20 protein-coding genes are annotated in these 22,091 nt (G+C 69.1%); 4 read left to right on the forward strand and 16 right to left on the reverse strand.

Going from position 1 to position 22,091, the window contains the following annotated elements; all coding sequences use genetic code 11:
• Positions 1–17: 17 nt before the first annotated feature.
• The 14 genes from F1193_RS05710 to F1193_RS05775 form a co-directional block, all read right to left on the reverse strand.
• Positions 18–1,193 carry an aminotransferase gene (locus F1193_RS05710; protein ID WP_150096717.1) on the reverse strand — a complete coding sequence of 392 codons (1,176 nt, stop codon included), beginning with the start codon at positions 1,191–1,193 and terminating at the stop codon, positions 18–20.
• Positions 1,194–1,324: 131 nt separating this feature from the next.
• Positions 1,325–1,939: an urease accessory protein UreG gene (gene ureG / locus F1193_RS05715; protein WP_150096718.1), complete on the reverse strand. Its 615-nt coding sequence runs from the start codon at positions 1,937–1,939 to the stop codon at positions 1,325–1,327.
• Positions 1,936–2,733, reverse strand: coding sequence for an urease accessory protein UreF (locus F1193_RS05720; RefSeq protein WP_246164158.1), 798 nt, complete (start codon positions 2,731–2,733; stop codon positions 1,936–1,938). Before F1193_RS05720 ends, ureG begins: the two co-directional genes overlap by 4 nt.
• Positions 2,627–3,217, reverse strand: coding sequence for an urease accessory protein UreE (locus F1193_RS05725; RefSeq protein ID WP_150096720.1), 591 nt, complete (start codon positions 3,215–3,217; stop codon positions 2,627–2,629). The genes F1193_RS05720 and F1193_RS05725 overlap by 107 nt, the downstream gene beginning before the upstream one ends.
• Before the next feature lie 253 nt (positions 3,218–3,470).
• On the reverse strand, positions 3,471–5,183 hold the full coding sequence (gene ureC / locus F1193_RS05730) for an urease subunit alpha (protein WP_150096721.1): 1,713 nt from the start codon (positions 5,181–5,183) through the stop codon (positions 3,471–3,473).
• Between the two features lie 15 nt (positions 5,184–5,198).
• Entirely contained in the window at positions 5,199–5,510 is a 312-nt protein-coding gene (locus F1193_RS05735) for an urease subunit beta (protein WP_150096722.1), read from the reverse strand.
• Positions 5,511–5,521: 11 nt separating this feature from the next.
• Positions 5,522–5,824, reverse strand: coding sequence for an urease subunit gamma (locus tag F1193_RS05740; RefSeq protein ID WP_150096723.1), 303 nt, complete (start codon positions 5,822–5,824; stop codon positions 5,522–5,524).
• 135 nt (positions 5,825–5,959) lie between these two features.
• Complete coding sequence (locus F1193_RS05745) at positions 5,960–6,811, reverse strand: urease accessory protein UreD (protein WP_150096724.1); 852 nt, start codon at positions 6,809–6,811, stop codon at positions 5,960–5,962.
• Positions 6,786–7,481, reverse strand: a complete 696-nt coding sequence (urtE, locus tag F1193_RS05750; protein WP_150096725.1) for an urea ABC transporter ATP-binding subunit UrtE — start codon at positions 7,479–7,481, stop codon at positions 6,786–6,788. The genes F1193_RS05745 and urtE overlap by 26 nt, the downstream gene beginning before the upstream one ends.
• Before the next feature lie 111 nt (positions 7,482–7,592).
• Positions 7,593–8,393, reverse strand: a complete 801-nt coding sequence (gene urtD / locus F1193_RS05755) for an urea ABC transporter ATP-binding protein UrtD (RefSeq protein WP_126401477.1) — start codon at positions 8,391–8,393, stop codon at positions 7,593–7,595.
• Positions 8,390–9,568 carry an urea ABC transporter permease subunit UrtC gene (urtC, locus tag F1193_RS05760; RefSeq protein WP_150096726.1) on the reverse strand — a complete coding sequence of 393 codons (1,179 nt, stop codon included), beginning with the start codon at positions 9,566–9,568 and terminating at the stop codon, positions 8,390–8,392. Before urtC ends, urtD begins: the two co-directional genes overlap by 4 nt.
• Positions 9,565–11,148, reverse strand: a complete 1,584-nt coding sequence (gene urtB, locus F1193_RS05765) for an urea ABC transporter permease subunit UrtB (RefSeq protein WP_150096727.1) — start codon at positions 11,146–11,148, stop codon at positions 9,565–9,567. The genes urtC and urtB overlap by 4 nt, the downstream gene beginning before the upstream one ends.
• Positions 11,149–11,343: 195 nt before the next feature.
• Positions 11,344–12,630: an urea ABC transporter substrate-binding protein gene (gene urtA, locus F1193_RS05770; protein ID WP_150096728.1), complete on the reverse strand. Its 1,287-nt coding sequence runs from the start codon at positions 12,628–12,630 to the stop codon at positions 11,344–11,346.
• Between the two features lie 379 nt (positions 12,631–13,009).
• Positions 13,010–14,797: a PHA/PHB synthase family protein gene (locus tag F1193_RS05775; protein WP_150096729.1), complete on the reverse strand. Its 1,788-nt coding sequence runs from the start codon at positions 14,795–14,797 to the stop codon at positions 13,010–13,012.
• Between the two features lie 572 nt (positions 14,798–15,369).
• Between F1193_RS05775 and F1193_RS05780 the strand changes: the two genes are divergently transcribed.
• Both F1193_RS05780 and F1193_RS05785 read left to right on the forward strand, forming a co-directional pair.
• A complete protein-coding gene (locus F1193_RS05780) occupies positions 15,370–15,960 on the forward strand; it encodes a PadR family transcriptional regulator (protein ID WP_246164160.1) in 591 nt (196 codons plus the stop codon).
• A gap of 4 nt (positions 15,961–15,964) precedes the next feature.
• Positions 15,965–16,180: a hypothetical protein gene (locus F1193_RS05785; protein ID WP_150096730.1), complete on the forward strand. Its 216-nt coding sequence runs from the start codon at positions 15,965–15,967 to the stop codon at positions 16,178–16,180.
• Between the two features lie 158 nt (positions 16,181–16,338).
• Here F1193_RS05785 and F1193_RS05790 read toward each other — a convergent pair whose 3' ends face one another.
• On the reverse strand, positions 16,339–19,599 hold the full coding sequence (locus F1193_RS05790) for an efflux RND transporter permease subunit (protein WP_150096731.1): 3,261 nt from the start codon (positions 19,597–19,599) through the stop codon (positions 16,339–16,341).
• Entirely contained in the window at positions 19,596–20,582 is a 987-nt protein-coding gene (locus F1193_RS05795; RefSeq protein ID WP_150096732.1) for an efflux RND transporter periplasmic adaptor subunit, read from the reverse strand. Before F1193_RS05795 ends, F1193_RS05790 begins: the two co-directional genes overlap by 4 nt.
• Positions 20,583–20,636: 54 nt before the next feature.
• On the opposite strand from F1193_RS05795, the gene F1193_RS05800 reads away from it, so the two are divergent.
• Positions 20,637–20,993 carry an ArsR/SmtB family transcription factor gene (locus F1193_RS05800; protein WP_150096733.1) on the forward strand — a complete coding sequence of 119 codons (357 nt, stop codon included), beginning with the start codon at positions 20,637–20,639 and terminating at the stop codon, positions 20,991–20,993.
• Between the two features lie 133 nt (positions 20,994–21,126).
• Complete coding sequence (locus F1193_RS05805) at positions 21,127–22,023, forward strand: sulfurtransferase (protein ID WP_170263408.1); 897 nt, start codon at positions 21,127–21,129, stop codon at positions 22,021–22,023.
• Positions 22,024–22,091: the final 68 nt, after the last annotated feature.

A 22,091-nucleotide genomic window follows, 5' to 3' on the forward strand; every position in this document is an offset into this window, starting at 1 on the left:
GGGGGAGAACACGTCTCCTACGACGCCGGCCGCAGCCCCGCCGTCTCGCGCCAGCGGGCGAGGCGGCGCATCGCCTCCGCCAGCGTCGCCTCGGTCTTGGCGAAGCAGAAGCGGATGTGGCTGCGCACGTCCCGCGCCCCGTAGAAGGACGACAGCGGCACCGCCGCCACCCCGGCCTCGATGGCGAGGCGGCGGCAGAAGGCGAGATCGTCGCCATCCGCATCGAGACCCTCGATCGGCGCCACCGCGAAATAGGTGCCCGCCACCTCGGCCATCTCGAAGCCGGCCGCACTGAGCCCGGTGCCGAGCTGGTCGCGCCGCCGGGCGAGGTCGGCGCGCAGCCCGTCGAAATAGGCGTCGGGCAGATTGAGGCCGAAGGCCACCGCCGCCTGCAGCGCCGGCGGGGTGGTGAAGGTCACGTACTGGTGGGCACGGGCGATCGGCGTCAGGAGCTTGGCATCCGCGCTCACGTAGCCGACCTTCCAGCCGGTGACCGAGAACGTCTTGCCGGCTGAGCCGATGCGCACCACCCGGTCGCGCACCTCAGGCAAGGCGAACAGCGTCTGGTGCCGGCGGCCGTCGAACACCAGGTGCTCGTAGACCTCGTCGGAGATCGCCACGAGGTCGTGCGCCAGCATCAGGTCGGCCAGCAGGCGCAGCTCCTCGGCCGAAAACACCTTGCCGATCGGGTTCATCGGCGTGTTGATGACGAGGGCGCGGGTGCGCGGGGTGATGGCGGCGGCGATCTCCGCGCGCGGCAGGCGCCAGTCCGGCGGGGCGAGGCGGATCGGCACCGGCACCGCACCGGCGCGGCGGATGATCGGCATGTAGGAATCATAGGCCGGCTCGAACACGATCACCTCGTCGCCGGCATTGAGCAGCGCGAAGAACGCATCGGCCAGCGCCTCGGTGGCACCGGAGGTGACCAGCACCTCGCGCTCCCAATCGACGTCGAGGCCGAGCCAGCGCTTGGAGCTCGCCGCCACCGCCTGGCGCAGCGCCGGCAGGCCCATCATCGAGGGGTATTGGTGCGGCCCCTCGCGCAGCGCGCGGCTTGCCGCCTCCACCACCTCCGGCGGCTCCAGGCCCTCGGGAAAGCCCTGGCCGAGATTGACCGCGCCGGTCTCGGCGGCAAGGCGCGACATCGCCTCGAAGATGGTGGTGCCGGCCTCGCCGAAGATGGGGTTCACCATTGTGCTGCCTCGCGCCGCATGTGCTCGTGTCCTCGTGCCCTCGAAACCCTGCGATACGGTTTCCGGCCGATCAAGCGGGAGAACCGTATCCGGCCAGCGGAACCGACGGCCGGCTGTCGCCGCCGTTGGTGTCAATCCAGCCCGCCGGCCTGGGCGATGAAGCGCACGATGTCGTCGACGCCCTGTTTGTTCGCCAGGCTAACGAACGCAAACGGCTTGTCGGCGCGCATGCGCTTCGTGTCCTGCTCCATCACCTCGAGGCTGGCGCCGACATAAGGCGCAAGATCGGTCTTGTTGATCACCAACAGGTCGGAGCGGGTGATGCCGGGGCCGCCTTTTCGCGGGATCTTCTCGCCCTGCGCCACGTCGATGACATAGAGGGTGAGGTCGGCGAGCTCGGGCGAGAAGGTGGCGGCGAGGTTATCGCCGCCCGATTCGATCAGGATCAGGTCGAGCCTGGGAAAGCGGCGGCGCATGGTGTCGATCGCCGCGAGGTTGATCGAGCAGTCCTCGCGGATCGCGGTGTGCGGGCAGCCGCCGGTCTCCACGCCCAGGATGCGGTCGGACGACAGCGCCTGCATGCGCATCAGGATCTCGGCGTCCTCCCTGGTGTAGATGTCGTTGGTGATGACGCAGATCTCGAAGCGCGCGCGAAAGGCGACGCAGAGCGCGGCAACGAGCGTGGTTTTTCCGGAGCCGACCGGGCCGCCGATGCCGACTCGCAACGGACCGTGGGGACTGTTCATGACCGGAAGATCCTCGAATACTGGGTTTCGTGGCTGAGCGAGGCGAGGTCGGCGCGCAGCGTCGCGCTGCCGAGATCGCCAAGCGTGACGTGGGGAACGCGCTGCGCCTGATCGCGCAGGCGCGGCAAGAGCGCGGTGATGAGGCGCTGGCCGTCGGTCTGGCCGATGATGTTCAGGCGGATCGCGGCGGAGGCGAGATTGGCGACGAAGGCCACCCCATAGGCCAGCGCCGTGCCCTCCAGCGGCACGGCGTGCCGCGCCGCCACTGCGCCAACCGCCACGGGATAGGCGATGCCGCGCTCGGCCATCGCCGGCAGGGCGTCGAGCCCCGGCGCCGGCCACGCCGCGCGAATGGCGGCAACGAAGCTGCCGCCCTGCGTCACGGTTTCGAGGTGCCGCTCGGCCGAGGGCTGCAGCGCGCAGGCCCAGTCATTGGCGTGGCGCAGGTCGGCGTCATTGCCTGCGGCTGCCGCCCGCCACGCCGCGGCGAGCAGGATCAGGTCGGTCCGCAGCGAGCCCATGGCGATGAGGTCGGAGAGCCAGATTTCGAGATCGGCACGCGTGGCGAGCCAGCCGCGCGCGACCGCCTGTTCGAGCCCGTGGCTGTAGGCGAAGGCGCCGACCGGAAAGGCCGGCGACAGCCACACCATCAGCTCGATCGGCACGGCGATCGCCGGTCCGCCGGCGTCAGCCATGGTCGCGGTGCGTACCAGGGGGCACGCCACCATGTGCGTGGTGGCCATGCTCATGATGGCCGTGCGCGTGATCGTGGCCATGGTCGTGACCATGATCATGGCGATGATCCTGGTCAGTGCCGTGATGATGGCCGGACACCAGGGCGCCCTTGCTGCCATAGGCGCCGCCTTCGGGCTCGAACGGCCGCGTCACGCGCCGCACGGAATAGCCGAGGCCCGCCGCCATCTCGGCCAGCACGTGATCGGGCTGGATATAGACGGCGTCACCAGTGATCTCGGCCGGGGTGTGGCGGTTGCCGATGTGCCAGGCGATGCGCGCCAGCGTGCGCGCATCGGGGGCCGCGATTTCCATCAGTTCCTCGGCCGCGGCGCGGACCTCGATCAGCCGGCCGTCGTCGAGTTGCAGCGCGTCGCCCTGCGCCAGATAGGTCGCCGCATCGAGGTCGAGCAGGAACGCCACGCCGCCATCGCTGGTCATGGCGATCCGCCGCCGGAACCGCGCCTCGCGGTCGAGCGTGACGGTGTCGGCGCAGGCGCGCCCGGCGCGTTGGTCATGGCGGATCACGGTTGCGGCGCGCAGCATGGAAATATCCCTATCGGTTTCCGGCCGATCGCTTCGGCCTCTTCTTCCCTCGCCCCTTGCGGGAGAGGGTGGCGAGACCGAGCGTCAGCGAGGTTGAGCCGGGTGAGGGGTCGGTGCGGACGCGTGTTTGAAGATTCACCCCTCACCCGCCTCGCGATCTAAAGATCGCTCGGCACCCTCTCCCGCAAGGGGAGAGGGAAAGAGCGCGGCTCCCGGTCAGCGGCTGTTCCGAGGCGATCAATCGGATTTCGCATCAGAACAGGAAATACCGTTGCGCCATCGGCAGCTCGGCCGCCGGCTGGCAGACCAGCAGTTCGCCGTCGGCGCGCACCTCATAGGTCTCGGGGTCGATCTCGATGTTGGGCGTGGCGTCGTTCAGCACCATCGACTTTTTCGAGATGCCGCCACGCACGTTCTCGACCGCGACGAGGCGCTTGGCGAGCCCCAGCCGTTGCTTCAGCCCGCCATCGAGCGCCGCCTTGCTGACAAAGGTGAGCGACGTCGCCTCCACCGCCTTGCCGAAGGCGCCGAACATCGGCCGGTAATGCACCGGCTGCGGCGTCGGGATCGAGGCGTTGGGATCGCCCATGGGCGCGGCCGCGATCATCCCGCCCTTGATCACCAGATCGGGCTTGACGCCGAAGAAGGCCGGCGACCACAGCACGAGATCGGCGAGCTTGCCGGCCTCGACGGAGCCGATGTGCTTGGAGACGCCATGCGCGATCGCCGGATTGATGGTGTATTTGGCGATGTAGCGCCGCACGCGATAATTGTCGTTGCCGTTGTCCTGCGGCAGCGGCCCACGCTGCACTTTCATTTTGTGCGCGGTCTGCCAGGTGCGGATGATCACCTCGCCGATGCGGCCCATCGCCTGGCTGTCCGACGACATCATCGACAGCGCGCCGATGTCGTGCAGGATGTCCTCCGCCGCGATGGTCTCGCGGCGGATGCGGCTCTCGGCGAACGCCAGATCCTCCGGGATGCGCGGCGACAGATGGTGGCACACCATCAGCATGTCGAGATGCTCGTCGATGGTGTTGACGGTGAACGGCCGCGTCGGATTGGTGGAGGACGGCAGCACATTGGCCAGCCCCGCCACCTTCATGATGTCCGGCGCGTGGCCGCCGCCCGCCCCCTCGGTGTGGAAGGCGTGGATGGTGCGGCCCTTGAAGGCGGCGATGGTGTCCTCGACGAAGCCGGATTCGTTCAGCGTGTCGGAGTGCAGCATCACCTGCACGTCATAGGCGTCGGCGACCGCGAGGCAATTGTCGATGGCGGCCGGCGTGGTGCCCCAGTCCTCGTGCAGCTTGAGCGCCGCCGCACCCGCCTCCACCATCTCGGCCAGCGCCGCCGGCAGCGCGGCATTTCCTTTGCCGGCAAAGCCGAGATTCATCGGAAACGCCTCGGCGGCGCGCAGCATCATCTCGATATGCCACGGGCCGGGCGTGCAGGTGGTGGCGAAGGTGCCGTGGGCGGGGCCGGTGCCGCCGCCCAGCATCGAGGTCAGGCCGGCATTCAGCGCCTCCTCGATCTGCTGCGGGCAGATGAAATGGATGTGGGTGTCGAAGCCGCCGGCGGTGAGGATCTTGCCCTCGCCGGCAATGATCTCGGTGCCCGGCCCGATGACGATATCGACGTTGGGCTGGATGTCGGGATTGCCGGCCTTGCCGATGCGCGCGATCAAGCCGTCCCTGAGGCCGACATCGGCCTTGATGATGCCGGTGACGGCATCGACGATGACGGCATTGGTGATCACGGTATCGACGGCGCCATCGGCGCGCGAGGCCTGCGACTGGCCCATGCCGTCGCGGATCACCTTGCCGCCGCCGAACTTCACCTCCTCGCCATAGGTGGTCAGATCGCGCTCGATCTCGATGATCAGGTCGGTGTCGGCGAGCCGCACCTTGTCGCCGATGGTGGGGCCGAACATGCCGGCATAGGCGGCGCGTGAAATCCGATAAGGCATCTGTCGTCCCCCGCCTCAGTTGTCCAGCTTGCCCATCACCGCCTGACGGAAGCCGAACACGGTGCGCGCGCCCGACAGTGCGACGAGTTGCACGGTGCGCGACTGGCCCGGCTCGAAGCGCACCGCGGTGCCGGCCGGAATGTCGAGCCGGAAGCCGCGCGCCGCCGCGCGGTCGAAGGCGAGCGCCGGGTTGGTCTCGAAGAAATGATAGTGGCTGCCGACCTGGATCGGCCGGTCGCCGGTGTTGGTGACCTCGATGGTGCGGGTCTCGCGGCCGGCATTGAGCCCGATCTCGCCGCCCAGGGTGAACACTTCGCCGGGAATCATGACGGCCTCCGTCAGCGGATCGGGTTGTGGACGGTGACGAGCTTGGTGCCGTCCGGGAACGTCGCCTCGACCTGCACGTCGTGGATCATCTCGGCAATGCCGGGCATCACCTGATCGCGCGTCAGCACCTGCGCGCCCTGCTCCATCAGGTCGCGAACCGGGCGGCCGTCGCGCGCGCCCTCCACGACGAAATCGGTGATCAGCGCCACCGCCTCGGGGTGGTTGAGCTTGACGCCGCGCTCCAGCCGCCGCCGCGCCACCATCGCCGCCATGGCGACGAGCAGCTTGTCCTTCTCGCGTGGTGTGAGGTTCATGGCTTCCTCCTCCGTCTCGCGGCGGCTCCTGGAGCGTTATCCGATCTGATTGCATCGGATCGGACGCTCCAGGCTTCCTGGTTGTCGCATTTTCTGTCGCAAAACCGGTATCCGCTATTGCGGAAAATGCTCCTATCACATCATCCAGGCGCGCGGCATCGGCGTGCCGCGCAGGGCACTGAGCGCCACCTGCATCGCCGCGCGCATCCGCCCGCCGCAGCCGGCCAGGGCGCGCAGCACCAGCTTGCCCTCCCAGGCGCTGGCCGCGATCTCGATGTCGCCGAGGCCCACGATCTCACGCCGCACGCGCTCCAGACAAGCCTCGGCTTCGGGCGCGACGTGAAGCAGCGTGCCGATCACGTGCGCGCCCCCGGCGATGGCCGGCCGCGCCAGGGCGTCGGCGATCGCGCCGTCGAGGCGCAGCGCTTCGGCGTGGACGAGGCGGCCGTCGCGGCGGATCGCCCACAGATCGTCGAGCATGCCGGCCTGCATGCGCTCGCCCGAGCCGTGCCGGCCGAGCACCAGGATGTCGAGCAGGCTCAGGCTGGCGCTCTCCGCCATCTCGACCTCGATGCGGCGCGCCAGTCGCGCGCCCGAGGACAGGATGGTCTCGCGCGGCAGCCAGGCCAAAGCGCTGCCGGGGGCGAGGCTGAGCGCGGTGGCGATGCGGGCGGGGACATCGAGCGCCCGGTAGACGCGCTCGCCCGCGGCGCTGGTCGCCGTCACCCGCGCGCCGGGGCCGAGGTCGAAGTCGAGCCGCACCTCGTCGCCGCCGGCGATGCCGCCGCCGGTGTTGAGGATCACCGCCTCGCAGTCCGCGCCGGGGCCGGTATCGGGGAAGCGCACGCGCCAGCCGTCCGCCTCGTGCACGCTGGCGGCGAAGGTGCCGCGCGAGGCCGCACGGAACGCCGCCCGCACGCCGCCCTTGACGCGCAGCGTCTGCAGCGCCTGCGGCGAGGACTCAGATGGCGAGCTTGCGGCGGACATCCTCCTCCACCATCCCGGCACGGGTTCCCGACAGCACGACCTGACCGCGGTCCAGCACCGCGAAGCGGTCGGCGAGGTCGCGCGCGAACTCGAAATACTGCTCGACCAGCACGATGGCCATATCGCCCTTCGAGCGCAGATAGGCGATGGCGCGGCCGATGTCCTTGATGATCGAGGGCTGGATGCCCTCGGTCGGCTCGTCGAGCACCAGGAGCTTGGGCCGCATCACCATGGCGCGGGCGATGGCGAGCTGCTGCTGCTGGCCGCCCGAGAGGTCGCCGCCGCGCCGGCGCAGCATGCCGTCGAGCACCGGAAACAGATCGAACACCTCGCCGGGAATCTCGCGCTCGCGGCGCGGCAGCACGGCAAATCCGGTCTCCAGATTCTCCTTCACCGTGAGCAGCGGGAAGATCTCGCGGCCCTGCGGCACCAGGGCGATGCCGGCCTTGGCGCGCTGCTGGGCGGAGAGGCGCTGGATCTCCTCGCCGTTCCATTTGATGCGGCCGCGCGAGATGGGGTGCTGGCCGACGATGGCGCGCAACAGGCTGGTCTTGCCGACGCCGTTGCGGCCCAGCACGCAGGTCACTTGTCCCGGCTCGGCGATCAGCGAGACGCCGCGCAGCGCCTGGGCCGCGCCATAGTGCAGATCGATGTCCTCGACACTCAGCATGCGGCTCCCCGTTAGAGCATCCAATCTGACTGCGCCAGATCGGATGCTCTAAGTTTGTGATTTATCGCATTCTCTTTCGCAAAACCGGTTCCCACTTTTGCGGAGAATGCTCTAGCGGCCGAGATAGACTTCGATGACGCGCTCATCGGCCGAGACCACGTCGATCCGGCCTTCCGCCAGCACCGATCCCTCGTGCAGGCAGGTGACCTTGACGCCGAGCGCGCGCACGAACGACATGTCGTGCTCGACGACGACGACCGAATGCCGGGTCGCGATCTCGCGCAGCAGCTCGGCGGTGTCCTCGGTCTCGGCGTCGGTCATGCCGGCGACCGGCTCGTCGACCAGCAGCAGCTTGGGATCCTGCGCCAGCAGCATGCCGATCTCCAGCCACTGCTTCTGGCCGTGGCTGAGGTCGCCGGCCGGCCGGGCGCGGTGCTCGATCAGGCGCACGCGGCTCAGCACCTCGTCGATGGCGTCATCGGGGATGCGGTTGCGGGCGCCGAACAGCGCCGAACGGGTGGTGCGCGGCCCCTTGAGCGCGAGGCGGATGTTGTCGGCCACGGTGTGGAACTCGAACACCGTCGGTTTCTGGAACTTGCGGCCGATGCCGAGATTGGCGATCTCGGCCTCGTCGAGCATGGTCAGGTCGTGGGTGCCGTCGAACAGCACCTCGCCCTCGTCGGGGCGGGTCTTGCCGGTGATGACGTCCATCATCGTCGTCTTGCCCGCCCCGTTGGGGCCGATAATGGCGCGCATCTCGCCGGGCGCCAGCACCAGCGACAGCTCGTTGAGCGCGCGAAAGCCGTCGAACGACACGCTGACGCCGTCGAGATAGAGCACGCTGCCCTTGGCGCTGGCCTTCCTGGCCGCCGCCTCCTTCTGGGCGGCATCGTCAAGCAGGGCGTCGGTCATGATGCGCTCTCCGCCTTGCCGGCCGCGGGCGCCTCGGGCGGCGGGCTCGGCTCGCTCGTCTCCACCCGCTTGGCCTCCCCGCGTTTTGCGAACCAGCCCTGCAGCGTGCCGACGATGCCCTTGGGCAGCGCCAGCGTGACCAGCACGAACAGGCCGCCGAGCATGAACAGCCAATAGGGCGCGAGCAGACCCGAGGTGAAGGTGGTCTTCATCGCATTGACGACCACGGCGCCGAGCGCTGCCCCGGTCAGCGTGCCGCGGCCGCCGACCGCGACCCAGATCACCGCCTCGATGGAATTGGCCGGCGCGAACTCGCCGGGATTGATGATGCCGACCTGCGGCACGTAGAGCGCGCCGGCGACGCCCGCCATGCAGGCCGAGACCACGAACACCACGAGCTTGTAGCTCTCCACCCGGTAGCCGAGAAAGCGCGCCCGGCTCTCGGCGTCGCGAATGGCGACCAGCACCTTGCCAAAGGTGGAGGTGACGAGCACGCGCGCCACCGCGTAGGTGAGCGCCAGCACGGCCACGCTGATCAGGAACAGCGCGATGCGCGTCGGCTGCGCCTGGACGTTGAAGCCGACGATGTCCTTGAAGTCGGTCAGGCCGTTGTTGCCGCCGAAGCCCATGTCATTGCGGAAGAAGGCGAGCATCAAGGCGTAGGTCATCGCCTGGGTGATGATCGACAGATAGACGCCGGTGACGCGGCTGCGGAAGGCGAACCAGCCGAACACGAAGGCGAGCAGGCCCGGCACCAGCGCCACCATCAGCATGGAGAACGGGAAGCTGTCGAAGCCGTGCCAGAACCACGGCAACTCCTTCCAGTTGAGGAACACCATGAAGTCCGGCAGCACCGGATCGGCATAGACGCCGCGGGTGCCGACCTGGCGCATCAGGTACATGCCCATGGCGTAGCCGCCGAGCGCGAAGAACGCGCCGTGGCCGAGCGAGAGGATGCCGCAATAGCCCCACACCAGATCGAGCGCCACGGCGAGGGTGGCGTAGCAGACATACTTGCCGAGCAGGGCCACGATGTGGATCGGCACATGCAGCGCCGAGCCCGGCGGCAGCAGCAGGTTGGACAGCGCCACGAACAGCGCCGCCACCCCCAGCAGGCCGAGGAAGACGAGGCTGCCGCGGTCGCCGAGCGCGGAGACGATCATGCGGGTGATCATGATTCCACCGCCCGTCCCTTGAGCGCGAACAGGCCGCGCGGCCGCTTCTGGATGAACAGGATCAGCAGCACCAGGATCACGATCTTGGCCAGCACCGCGCCGGCCACCGGCTCCATCAGCTTGTTGGCGATGCCGAGCGCGAAGGCCGAGACGAAGGTGCCCCACAGGCTGCCGACGCCGCCGAACACCACCACCATGAAGCTGTCGATGATGTAGCTCTGGCCGAGATTGGGCGACACATTGTCGATCTGCGACAGCGCCACGCCGGCGATGCCGGCAATCCCCGAGCCCAGGCCGAAGGTCAGCGCATCGACGCGCGCGGTGGGAATGCCCATCGAGGCGGCCATGCGCCGGTTCTGAGTGACCGCACGCATGCGCAAGCCGAACGAGGTGGCCTTGAGCAGCAGCAGAAGCCCGGCGAACACGACCAGCGTGAACACCACGATCCACAGCCGGCCATAGGTGATCTGCAGCCCCCACAGATCGAAGGCGCCGGACATGAAGCTGGGATTGCCGACCTCGCGATTGGTGGGGCCGAAGGCGGTGCGCACCGCCTGCTGCAGGATGAGGCTGACGCCCCAGGTGGCGAGCAGCGTCTCCAGCGGCCGGCCGTAAAGGAAGCGGATGATGCCGCGCTCGATGGCGATGCCGACGAGGCCCGCGACCAGGAAGGCCAGGGGCAATGCGACGAGCAGCGAGAAGTCGAAGGCGCCGGGCGCGTAGGCTCGGAACACCTCCTGCACCACGAAGGTGGTGTAGGCGCCCAGCATCACCATCTCGCCGTGCGCCATGTTGATGACGCCCATCACCCCGAAGGTGATGGCAAGGCCGATCGCCGCCAGCAGCAGCACCGAGCCGAGCGACAGGCCGTACCAGACATTCTGCATGGCTGCCTGGACTTCCAGCCGCTTCTCGATCGCCACGATGGCGCGCCGCGCCTCCTGGGCGATGGCGAAGGGCGCGCCGGCGGTGGCGGCGCGCAGCGCGGCGATGGCGTCCTGGTCGGAGCGGGCGCGCAGGATGGAGATGGCGAGCGTCTTCTGCTCGGTCGTCGCATCCGGGCGCGACAGCACCAGCGCCGCCTCCGTCTCGCGCAGCACCTTGGCGATGACCGGATCCTGCTCGCGCGAAAGCGCCGTGCGCACCGCGGGCAGCGCGCTGACGTCGCGGGCGCGCAGCACGATTTCCGCGGCCTCGCGCCGCTTGGCGGGATCGGGCGCCTGCAGCCGCAGCGTGCCGAGCGAATTCTCGATCTGCCCGCGCAGCTTGTTGTTGGTGCGCACCAATTGGGCGCCCTTGGGCACGGCGGCGACCGGGCTGCCGGTGAGCGCATCGAAGGCGCGGCCCTGAGCGTCGGTAAAGAACACGCCGCCGTCCGGCGTCACCGCCAGCCGCCGGTTGAGCAGCGCGTCGATCAGGCTCGCCGCCTGCGGCGCGCCCGACTCGGCGATCTCGTCGATGGCTTTGGCGGTCTCGGAAAAGTCGTTGGCGGCGAAGCGCGCCAGCGTCTCCTGCAGCGAGGCGGCCGCGGCCGGCAGCGCCAGCGCCGCGAACAGCGCCAGCACGGCGAAGACGCGCACGAGCGCCCGCCTGCCGCAATCCCGCAAGGCCGGAACGCGGCCAGTCTGTCTGCCCGAAATGAAGGTCACCGTGATGGTCCGGAACGATGTGCGAGGGACGTCGCCGCGGCGGCATGGCGCCGCGGCCGGGCGGGAGGGGAGCGGCCTTGAGCCGGCAAAGCTTCCGGCCGCTCCGTTGTTCGGGTCAGGTGGCGCTCAGCCGCCGCACTTGCCGGTCTTGGTGTTGAAGTTGCCGCACTTCTTCTCCACCCAGTCGGCCTCCAGGTCCTTGGAGCCATCCAGGAAGTCCGACCACGCGTCGCCCGGCACGAGATCCTTGGTCTGCCACACCACGTCGAACTGGCCGTCCTCGCGGATTTCGCCGATCATCACCGGCTTGGTGATGTGGTGGTTGGGCAGCATCTTCGAGGTGCCGCCGGTGAGGTTGGGCACCTCGACGCCGATGATCGCGTCGATCACCTTGTCGGGGTCGGTGGTGCCGGCCTTCTCGACCGCCTTGACCCACATGTTGAAGCCGATGACGTGCGCCTCCATCGGGTCGTTGGTCACGCGCTTCGGGTTCTTGGTGAACTCATGCCACTTGGCGATGAACTCCTTGTTCTCGGGGGTGTCGACCGACTGGAAATAGTTCCAGGCGGCGAGGTGGCCGAGCAGGTTCTTGGTGTCGACGCCGGCAAGCTCCTCCTCGCCGACCGAGAACGCCACCACAGGAATGTCGGTGGCCTTCACGCCCTTGTTGGCGAGTTCCTTGTAGAAGGGCACGTTGGCGTCGCCATTGATGGTCGAGACCACCGCCGTCTTCTTGCCGGCCGAGCCGAACTTGACGATGTCGGCGACGATCGTCTGCCAGTCGGAATGGCCGAACGGCGTGTAGTTGATCATGATGTCCTCCTTGGCCACGCCCTTGGCGAGCAGATAGGCCTCGAGGATCTTGTTGGTGGTGCGCGGATAGACATAGTCCGTGCCGGCGAGCACCCAGCGCTTCACGCCGCCGCCCTCCTCCGACATCAGATAATCGACGGCGGGAATCGCCTGCTGGTTCGGCGCGGCGCCGGTGTAGAACACGTTGCGCTCGCTCTCCTCGCCCTCATATTGCACCGGATAGAACAGGATGCTGTTCAGCTCCTTGAACACCGGCAGCACGGACTTGCGGCTCACCGAGGTCCAGCAGCCGAACACGGCCGCAACCTTGTTCTGGGCGATGAGCTCGCGGGCCTTCTCGGCGAACAGCGGCCAGTTCGAGGCGGGGTCGACCACCACCGCCTCGATCTTCTTGCCGAGCAGGCCGCCCTTCTTGTTCTGCTCCTCGATCAGCATCAGCATGACGTCCTTCAGCGTCGTCTCGCTGATCGCCATGGTGCCGGACAGCGAATGCAGGATGCCGACCTTGATGGTGTCCTCGGCACGCGCGGCGCCGACCCCAAGGGACAGGGATGCGAGCAGTGAGACGGCCCCAAGCATGCTGCGCCTGGTGAATGACATGACAATGCCTCCGGCTATTGGTTGGCTGCGCCCTGCCATGGGCAACCGCCGTGCCACATGGCCAACCACATGGCCGCGCGCCCCCGCGGCGCAGCAAGGCGCTGTTCATGCTGCGATGCCAACCGTTCGCCGCGGTTGCGCGCATCGGGCACGCCCACCGCCGCCTGCCCAATCTGACGACAGAACGGGCAGCGCGATCAAAATCTGGGCAGGCATCCGCCCACGCCATTGGCTGTCATCACGAAAACGTGCATGCGGTGCCGGCGGCAGCCCCAGGCGGCGCCGGGCCTGGCGCAGCGGGCGGCATCGCTGCCCGCGGAACGGGCAATCGCCGGCTGCCGCCTCACCCGGTGTCTGGCCCGACCGGCAAGACACTCTCTTACCCCAGCACGTAGCTGCCCGGTGCCGGCGCGGTCTCGGCGAGGCCGAGGTCGGGCCTCCCCATCGGCGGGGGCGCGACCGGCGCACCCGAGCGCTGCGCCAGCCATTCGAACCAGGCCGGCCACCACGAGCCGGGGTGCGGCGGCACCTGCCGGACCCACGCCTCGGGATCGATGTAGCGGTCCTGCTCCTGGCGCGTGGCGATGCGGTAGTGGCGGTCGTGCCGCCCGGGCGGCGAGACGACGCCCTGATTGTGGCCGCCATTGGTGAGCACGAAGGTCACCTCGCTGTCGGCCAGCAGGTTGAACTTGTAGACCGAGCGCCAGGGCGCCACGTGGTCCCATTCCGTGCCGAGCGCGAACACCGGGGCGCGGATGTCCTGCACCACCACCGGCCTGCCATCGACCAGGAAATGGCCGCGGGCGAGGTCGTTGTTGAGGTACATCGAGCGCAGATATTCGGAATGCATGCGGTAGGGCATGCGGGTGGCGTCGGTCGCCCACGCCATGATGTCGAAGGACGGCTCGGGATCGCCCATCCAGTACTGCTTGACGATCTTCGACCAGATCAGGTCGTTCGAGCGCAGCAGGTTGAACGTGCCCTGCATCTGCGGCGCGGCGAGCACGCCCTGGCGCCACATCATGTCCTCCAGCAGGCTGACCTGGCTTTCGTTGACGAACAGCTTGAGCTCGCCCGCCTCCTCGAAATCGGTCTGGGCGGCGAGGAAGCTCAGGCTCGCCAGCCGGTCGTCGCCGTCGCGCGCCATCGCCGCCGCGGCGATCGCCAAGAGCGTGCCGCCGAGGCAGTAGCCGACGCCATGCGCGCGGCGGGCGCCGGTGATCGCCAGCGCCGCCTGCAGCGCCGGCAGCAGGCCGAGGCGACGATAGTCGTCGAAGCCGACGTCGCGGTCCTCCGGCGTCGGGTTCTTCCACGAGATCATGAACACGGTGAAGCCGGCCTCAAGCAGGTGGTTCACCAGCGAGTTGGCGGGCGACAGATCGAGAATGTAGTATTTCATGATCCAGGCCGGGATCATCAGCACCGGCTCCGGGCGCACGGTCGCCGTGCGCGGCCGATACTGGATCACCTCGCACAGCGGCGTCGTCAGCACCACGGACCCTTCCGCCGTCGCCACGGTCTTGCCGACGACGAAGGCATCGGTCGACCGCGGCCGCTGGCCGCTGGCCTTGCGCGTCCAATCCTCGGCGGCATTGAGTGCGCCCTCGACCAGGCACCGGCCGCCGGTGGTCATGATCCGTTCGAGAATCTCCGGGTTGGTGGCCGGGAAGTTCGACGGCGCCACGGTGTCGAGCGCCTGGCGCGCGACGAATTCGAGCAGCGCGCGGTCGGCGGCGGCAATTCCGTGGCCGCCGGTGGTCGCCTCGCGCCACCAGCGCTCGATGCCGAGGAACGCCTCGGCATAGAGGGCGTATGGCGCGATCCGCCAGCTGTCGTGGCGGAACCGGCGGTCCTGCGGCAGCGCGCGCGCCGCGGGCTCGGACGTCCCGCCCGCCATCGCCGTCTGCATCGCCAGCCCGGCGAAGCGCGTCCACTCCTGGACCATCAGCAGCGACAGCTCGGCCTGCCGCGCCGGCGAGGTCGCGAGGTGCGCCGCCCAATTGTAGAGGGCGGTCTGCAGCGGGATCGGCGAAAAGCCGCCGGTCAGCGCGGCGAGGCCGGCGTGGAAATAGCGGTCCCAGTCCGCCTCCGCCGGCAGGATGGGGGCCGGCCGCTCGCTCTCCGGCGCCGGCAGGGTCTGCCGATGGTCCGATACCGCGGTCTGCATGCTGGTCGATCTCCGCTCCGGTCTCCGTGCGCGGGAGACGTCCTGAGGCACCCTGGCGAGGCGCACCCGTCCGGGACGGGTGGCGGTTCATAACCCCAAATTATGACTCCCGTCCGTGACGCGGGGAAGAAATCCCCGGACGCGACCCTCGGCCGGCCACACCCGAGCTTCGCCGCCGCACCTCAAAAATCGTCATCCGACCAGCGTCTTAGGCGCAGCCTCGGCCCCAGCCACGATCGCTTGATCGCGCGGCCCGGAGGGGCGCCGGCCGCCCGGACGGGGCCGGACGCCGGGCCGCGCCGTGAGGCCAGCCGCAACGATCGGGCCTCGCGGCGACAGATTCGTCATGACGGGTGTTGATTTCGACGTGTCTTCGATATATCTAAATGCCATCGAAACCCAGAGAGGGACAGATGTTTCCGATGCACACGAACGGCGGCCGACAGCGCCGCCACTTTTGGGGCCGGACCGGCCCAGCGGCCGAGAAGCCCACAGGCACCGACGCGCCGGACGGCGAACAGCGGCGCATGCGCCACCAACGGCGACACCAGCGAATGATGATGGAGAAAGAGATGTTCAATTCCAGGCCGGGAGGCCCCGGCGGCTTCGGCGGACGGCGCGGCCGCGGCCAACGCGATTTCGAGACCGACGGCTTCGCCCCCTGGGGCGAGCAGCAGGGCCGCGGGCGGGGACGCGGCGGACGCCTGGGGCGCCTGTTCGCCCATGGCGACCTTCACCTCGTGGTGCTGCACCTCATCGCGGAGAAGCCGCGCCACGGCTATGAGCTGATCAAGTCGATCGAGGCCGCGGTGAACGGCGCCTACAGCCCGAGCCCCGGCACCATCTATCCGGCGCTGGCGCTGCTTGAGGAGCAGGGCTGGGTCGAGGCCGGCAGCGCCGAGGGCGGCAAGAAGCTCTATGCGATCACCGAGGCCGGCCGCGCCTATCTCGACGCCAACCGGGCGACGGTCGAGACCATGCTGGCGCGCATGGCCGAGATCGGCGCCAGCCGCGCCGACGTGCCGGCGCCGGTGATCCGCGCGATGGAAAACCTGAAGCTGGCACTGCGCATGCGCATGGAGCGCGGCCCGCTCACCGAGGACGCCGCGCGCACCATTGCCGAGGCGCTCGACCGCGCGGTCGCCGACATCGAACGGAGCTGAGGCGATGGAGCCCGGGATCCGCAAGCAGCTCCACGCCCTGTCGCGGGCGGGCAAGCTCGGGCGCCGCGTCAACGCCGATCCGGTCGTGCTGAGCGATGGCGACCGGGGTGCGCGCGACAAAGCGGCGGACCGCCGGCCGGAACAGTCGCCGCCCGCGGAGACCGCCGCCGGGGCGGAGCGGCCCGAGCCACTGCCGCGCCGTCATCCGGTTTGCGTCTGACGGTTTCCGGCTGATCGGGTCGGGGTTTGGCAAGCGCCGAAGCCCCCCACCGGCCCGAGCTTGCGCTCGGTCACCCTCCCCCGCTTCGCGGAGGAGGGACAACAGCCGGAAATGTCGGGCTTTTCTTTCCCTCCCCGATCTTCGGGGAGGGAAACTTTCTACCCCGCCGCCTGCCCGCGTTCGAGCGGCACACCGTCGTCGCGCAGCAGCACATAGATCGCCGGGATGACCAGCACCGTCAGCGCGGTGGAGGACGCAAGGCCGAACACCAGCGAGATCGCCAGACCCTGGAAGATCGGGTCGGTGAGGATGAACGCCGCGCCGATCATCGCCGCCAGTGCCGTCAGCACGATCGGCTTGAAGCGGATGGCGCCGGCCTCAATGAGCGCCGCCCGCAGCGGCACGCCGCGCGCCCGCACATGGCGGATGAAATCCACCAGCAGGATCGAGTTGCGCACGATGATGCCGGCGAGCGCAATGAAGCCGATCATCGAGGTGGCGGTGAACGGCGCGTCGAACAGCCAGTGGCCGAGCACGATGCCGATCAGCGTCAGCGGCACCGGCACCAGGATCACCAGCGGCAGCCGGAACGAGCCGAACTGCGCCACCACCAGCAGATAGATGCCGAGCAGCGCCACGCCGAACGCCGCACCCATGTCGCGGAAGGTGACATAGGTGACCTCCCACTCGCCGTCCCACAGCATCGTCGGCTGGGAGTCGTCCTCCGGCTGGCCGTGATACTTGACCACCGGCGGGCCGCCCTCGCCCCAGTCGATGGACTTGAGCGCATCCTCGACCGCGAACATGCCGTAGACCGGCGCCTCGAAGCGGCCGGCGACCTCGGCGCTGACCATCTCGGCGAAGCGACCGTTGTGGCGGAAGATCGGGAAGGAGGCGAGCTCGCGCTTGGCCGTCACCACGTCGCCAAGCTCGACATTGGCGCCCTGGCGCGCGGTGCCGCCGGCCGGCAGCGGCGTCGACAGCACCTTCTCGCCCGGCGTCATGCCGGCGCGCGGCAGCGCCACGGTGATGTCGATCGGCTTCAGGCTGCCGCCGCGCTGCGAATAGCCGATCTTCACGCCGCCGATCAGCGCCGCCAGCGTGTCGTAGACCGCCTGCTCCTCGACGCCGTGGAACTCCAGCGCGTCCTGGTCGATCGAATAGCGCAGGCGTTCGCCGCGGGTGCCGAAGCTGTCGTCGACATCGACGACGAAATCCACCGACTGGAACGCCTGGCGCACCTTGCGCGCCAGCTCGCGCCGGGTCTCGGCGTCGGGCCCATAGACCTCGGCCAGCAGGGTCGAGAGCACCGGCGGCCCCGGCGGCACCTCCACCACCTTGACCGCCGTGCCGGCAGGCGCCGGCAGGTCGGCGAGACGCTTGCGGATGTCGAGCGCGATGGCGTGGCTCGGCCGCTCGCGGTCGCCCTTGGGCACGAGATTGACCGACAGGTCGCCCAGTTCCGGCGTCTCGCGCGAATAGTAGTGCCGCACCAGACCGTTGAAGTTGAACGGCGCGGCCGTGCCGACATAGGCCTGGATCGAGGTCAGCTCGGGCAGATCCTTCAGCCGCCCGGCGGCCGCGGTCAGCACCCGGTCGGTCTCCTCCAGCGACGCGCCGCGCGGCAGATCGACCACCACCTGGATTTCCGACTTGTTGTCGAACGGCAGGAGCTTCACCCGCACCGTCTTGGTGGCGAACAGCGTGCAGGCGGCAAGGGTGGCGACGCCGACGACGGTGAGGAACACCTTCGAGCGGGTGCGGCCCTTCAATAGCGGCCGCGCCACCCAGGCATAGAAGCGGCCCATGGCGCCGGCATCGTGGCCGTCGCCGCCCGGCGTGCCGCGCTCGCGCTCGAAGCGGCGCCGCGCCACCTTGAGCAGCAGCCACGGCGTGATGGTGACGGCGACGAAGAACGAGAACAGCATCGCCATCGAGGCGTTGGCCGGGATTGGCGCCATGTATGGGCCCATCAGGCCGGACACGAACATCATCGGCAGCAGGGCCGCGACGATGGTCAGCGTCGCGACGATGGTCGGGTTGCCGACCTCGGCCACGGCTTCGATGGCGGTCTCGACCAGCCCGCGGTCGCCGCGCATCTTCCAGTGGCGCACCACGTTCTCGACCACCACGATGGCGTCGTCGACCAGGATGCCGATCGAGAAGATCAACGCGAACAGGCTGACACGGTTGATGGTGTAGCCCATCAGCCACGCCGCAAACAGCGTCAGCAGGATGGTGGTGGGGATGATCACCATCACCACCACGCCCTCGCGCCAGCCGATGGCCAGCGTGATGAGCAGCACGATCGACACGGTGGCGAGCGCGAGGTGGAACAGCAGCTCGTCGGCCTTCTCGGTCGCCGTCTCGCCATAGTTGCGGGTGACCGCGATCTCGATGTCGTTGGGCACGATGCGGCCCTTGACGATATCGAGCCGCTTGAGGATGTCCTCGGCCACCACCACCGCATTGGCGCCCTTGCGCTTGGCCAGCGCGATGCTCACCGCCGGCCGCTTGTCGAGCCCGCCCTCGGCGTTGCGCGTCAGGGTCCAGCTCAGATGCTCCGGCTGGGCCGCGCCGACCTTCACGTCGGCGACGTCCTTGACATAGACCGGGCGGCCGTCGCGCGAGGTCAGCAGCAACAGGCCGATATCGGGCATGCCCTGCAGCGTCTGGCCGGCGACCACCGGCACGGCGCGGCCCTGCTCGCGGAAGGTGCCGAGCTGGAAGGAGCGGTTGGCGTTCTCCAGCTTGGCGACGAGCTGGTTGAGCGTGATGCCGTAGAGCGACAGCCGCTCGGGATCGGGCTCGACGCGAATCTGGTTGGCGCTGCCGCCGACGATGTAGCTGCCGCCGATCGAGTCGACCTTGCTCAACTCGTGCTGCAGCTCCTCGGCCACCTGATAGAGGCCGTTGTCGGTCCAGGCCCCGGCGCGCTCCGGCTTCGGCGACAGCGTCAGCACGACGATGGCGACGTCGTCGATGCCGCGGCCGACGATCAGCGGCTCGGGAATGCCCTTGGGCAGGCCGGTGATGTTGGCGCGGATCTTGTCGTGCACCCGCAGCACCGCGGTATCCTGGTTGGTGCCGACATAGAATCGGGCGGTGACCATCACCTTGTCGTCGAGCGTCTGCGAGTAGACGTGCTCGACCTCGTTGATGCCCTTGACGATGTCTTCCAGCGGCCGGGTGATCAGCTCGACCGCATCCTCGGCCTTGTAGCCATTGGCGGCCACGAGGATGTCGACCATCGGCACCGAGATCTGCGGCTCCTCCTCGCGCGGCACCGACTGCAGCGCGAGAAGCCCGACGATCAGGCTGCCGATGAGCAAGAGCGGCGTCAGCGGCGACTGGATGAAGGTCTTGGTGAGGCGGCCGGACAGGCCGAGCCGGACGTCGGGCTGCATGTCGGCGCTCATGGCGTCACCACCACGTCGCCGTCCTTGAGGCCGGACAGGATCTCGACTTGGCCGTCGCGGGTCTCGCCGGGCTGGACGACGGCCTCGGTGCCGTCCTTCAGCCGCACGAAATGGGCGCCGGCCCGGGCATAGACGGCCGACGCCGGCACGACGATGGCGCTGCGCTGGCCGGTCGTCACATAGACCCGGGTTCGTTCGCCGACGAAATAATTGCCCAGCCCCTCGACATCGACGTCGGCGACCACCAGCCCGGTCTGGATTTCCGGGTAGACGAGCCGCACCCGGCCGGTGCGCAGTGCCTCCTCGCCCTTGCCCTTCAGGTCGTCGCTCCCCAGGCCGCGGGCGCCGATGCGCACCGCGTCGCCGGCATGCATGATCTGTGCGTGGCGCTCGGGCAGGCGCAGGCGCAGGATGTAGCGGTCCTCGGCCAGCGTGGCGATGGTCTCGCCCGGCAGCACGACGCGCCCTTCGGACACCGGCACGGTGAGCACCCGGCCGGCACCGGGCGAGTGGACCACGCCTTCCTTCATCTGCTGCTCGATGACGCTGCGCTCGGCCTGCATCGCCGCCAGCGTGCGCTCGGCGACGTCGAGCGCGGTGCGCGCCTGGTCAAGCTGGGTCTGCGAGGAGACGCCGCGGCGCTTGAGCTCCTCGATGCGCGCGAAATCGACCTTGGCCTGGTCGCGCTGCGCGGCCTGCGAGCGGATGCGCTGGTCGGAGGCCTTGGTCTGCAGCAGGAGCTTCTCGTCGACCACGGTGGCGACCTCGGCGCCGGCCGCGATCTCGTCGCCCTCCTTGACGTTGAGCGTCTCGATGGTGCCGCCGATGCGCGCGCGCGCAACGAGCTGGCGCACCGGCTCGACGGTGGCGAACACCGCCTTCCAATCCTCGACGGGGGCGGACTTGACGACGATCTCCGCCGCCGGCGCGGCGGACGCGAACAGGGTGCAGGCAAGGCCGGCGATGAGTGGTGTCGGACGCATCGGGTCTCTCCAGTGTCGTTTGACACATATATTAGAATACACTAATATAACAAGATGGAATTTGAAACGCTCGGCACCCGGGCCGCGGATGCGGAAGCCTTCCTGAAGGCGCTGGCCAACCGCCACCGCCTGATGATCCTGTGCGAGCTGCACAAGGGCGAGCGTTCGGTGAGCGAGCTGCAGGAGGCGATGGGTCTCAGCCAGTCGTCGCTGTCGCAGCATCTGGCGCGGCTGCGGCTGGATGCGCTGGTCAAGACGCGGCGCGAGTCGCAGACGATCTATTATTCGATCGCCGCAGTCGGCGTGTCGCGCATCATCGCCGTGCTGTACGACCTGTTCTGCGCCGGGGCGTGCAGCGCGGTGCCGCCGAAGGCGTTGGGGGCGCGCGGGCGCCGCACGCCGCCGCATTGACGGCATGACGTCCGTGAGGCCACACGCCCGAGCCCCGCATATCGGCGGTCTGCCGGCGAGCGTCGTGGCTTGCATCGCCCGCGCTTCCGGTGAATCGTCCCTCCCCGACCCCACGCCACACCGGAACGAACCGATGACCTCTTCCCTGCCGAACGCCGCCAGCGCCACCCCGTCGATGACCTCGGGCCTGGCCGGCATCGTCGATGCCGCAGGCGTCGCCGCCGCCATGGCGCGCGATGCGATCGTGTGGGACGTGCGCGACGGCGCAAGCTTCGCCCAGGGCCACATTCCCGGCGCCGTGCACGTGCCGGGCGGCGAGCGCCTGCTGCGGCTGCCGACCCCGGAGGAGGGCGGCGAGCTGGCATGGGTGGCGAACAGCCTCGGCGAGGCCGGGCTCGATCTCGACCGCGAGATCATCGCCTATGGCACCCGCGGCAGCCCGTTCGCCTATGCCGGGGCGTTCGCGCTGCGCTATTTCGGGGCGCGTCGCGTCGCCACCTTCCATGACGGCATCGAGGGTTGGCGCGAGGCCGGCGAGGCGATCGAGACCACCGGGAGCCGCCGGCAGCCGGTGACCGTCGAACTCCGGCTCGATCCGGCGCTCGTCATTTCGACCCGCGAGGTGCTGGCGCGGCTCGGCGCGCCCGACATGGTGCTGCTCGACGTCCGCACCCCCGGCGAGTTCGCCGGCACCGACGTGCGGGCCGCCCGCGGCGGCCGCATTCCGGGCGCGATCAACATCCCGTTCGAGGCCAACTGGCGCGATCCGGAGACCGCCGTCAAGCTCGCCCGCGGGCTGGTGGCCGACAGCACCGGCATGCGACTGAAGCCGCTGGACGAGTTGCGCGACCTCTATGCATCGCTCGATCCGGCCAAGGAGATCGTGGTCTATTGCCAGTCGGGCGTGCGCGCCACCGAGACCGCGTCCGTGCTGGCCGAGCTCGGCTTCGGCAGGGTGCGGCTCTACAAGCGCTCCTGGGTCGAGTACGCGCTGCAGCCCGAGGCGCCGGTGGCCACCGGCGAGGCTTGATACGGTTTCCGGTTGATCCCTCCGGGATACCGGAAACGGTCTCGCCGAAACCCCTTGTTCGAGGGCAG

The organism is Blastochloris sulfoviridis (genome assembly GCF_008630065.1).
In the GTDB taxonomy this organism is placed as follows: Bacteria; Pseudomonadota; Alphaproteobacteria; order Rhizobiales; family Xanthobacteraceae; genus Blastochloris; species Blastochloris sulfoviridis.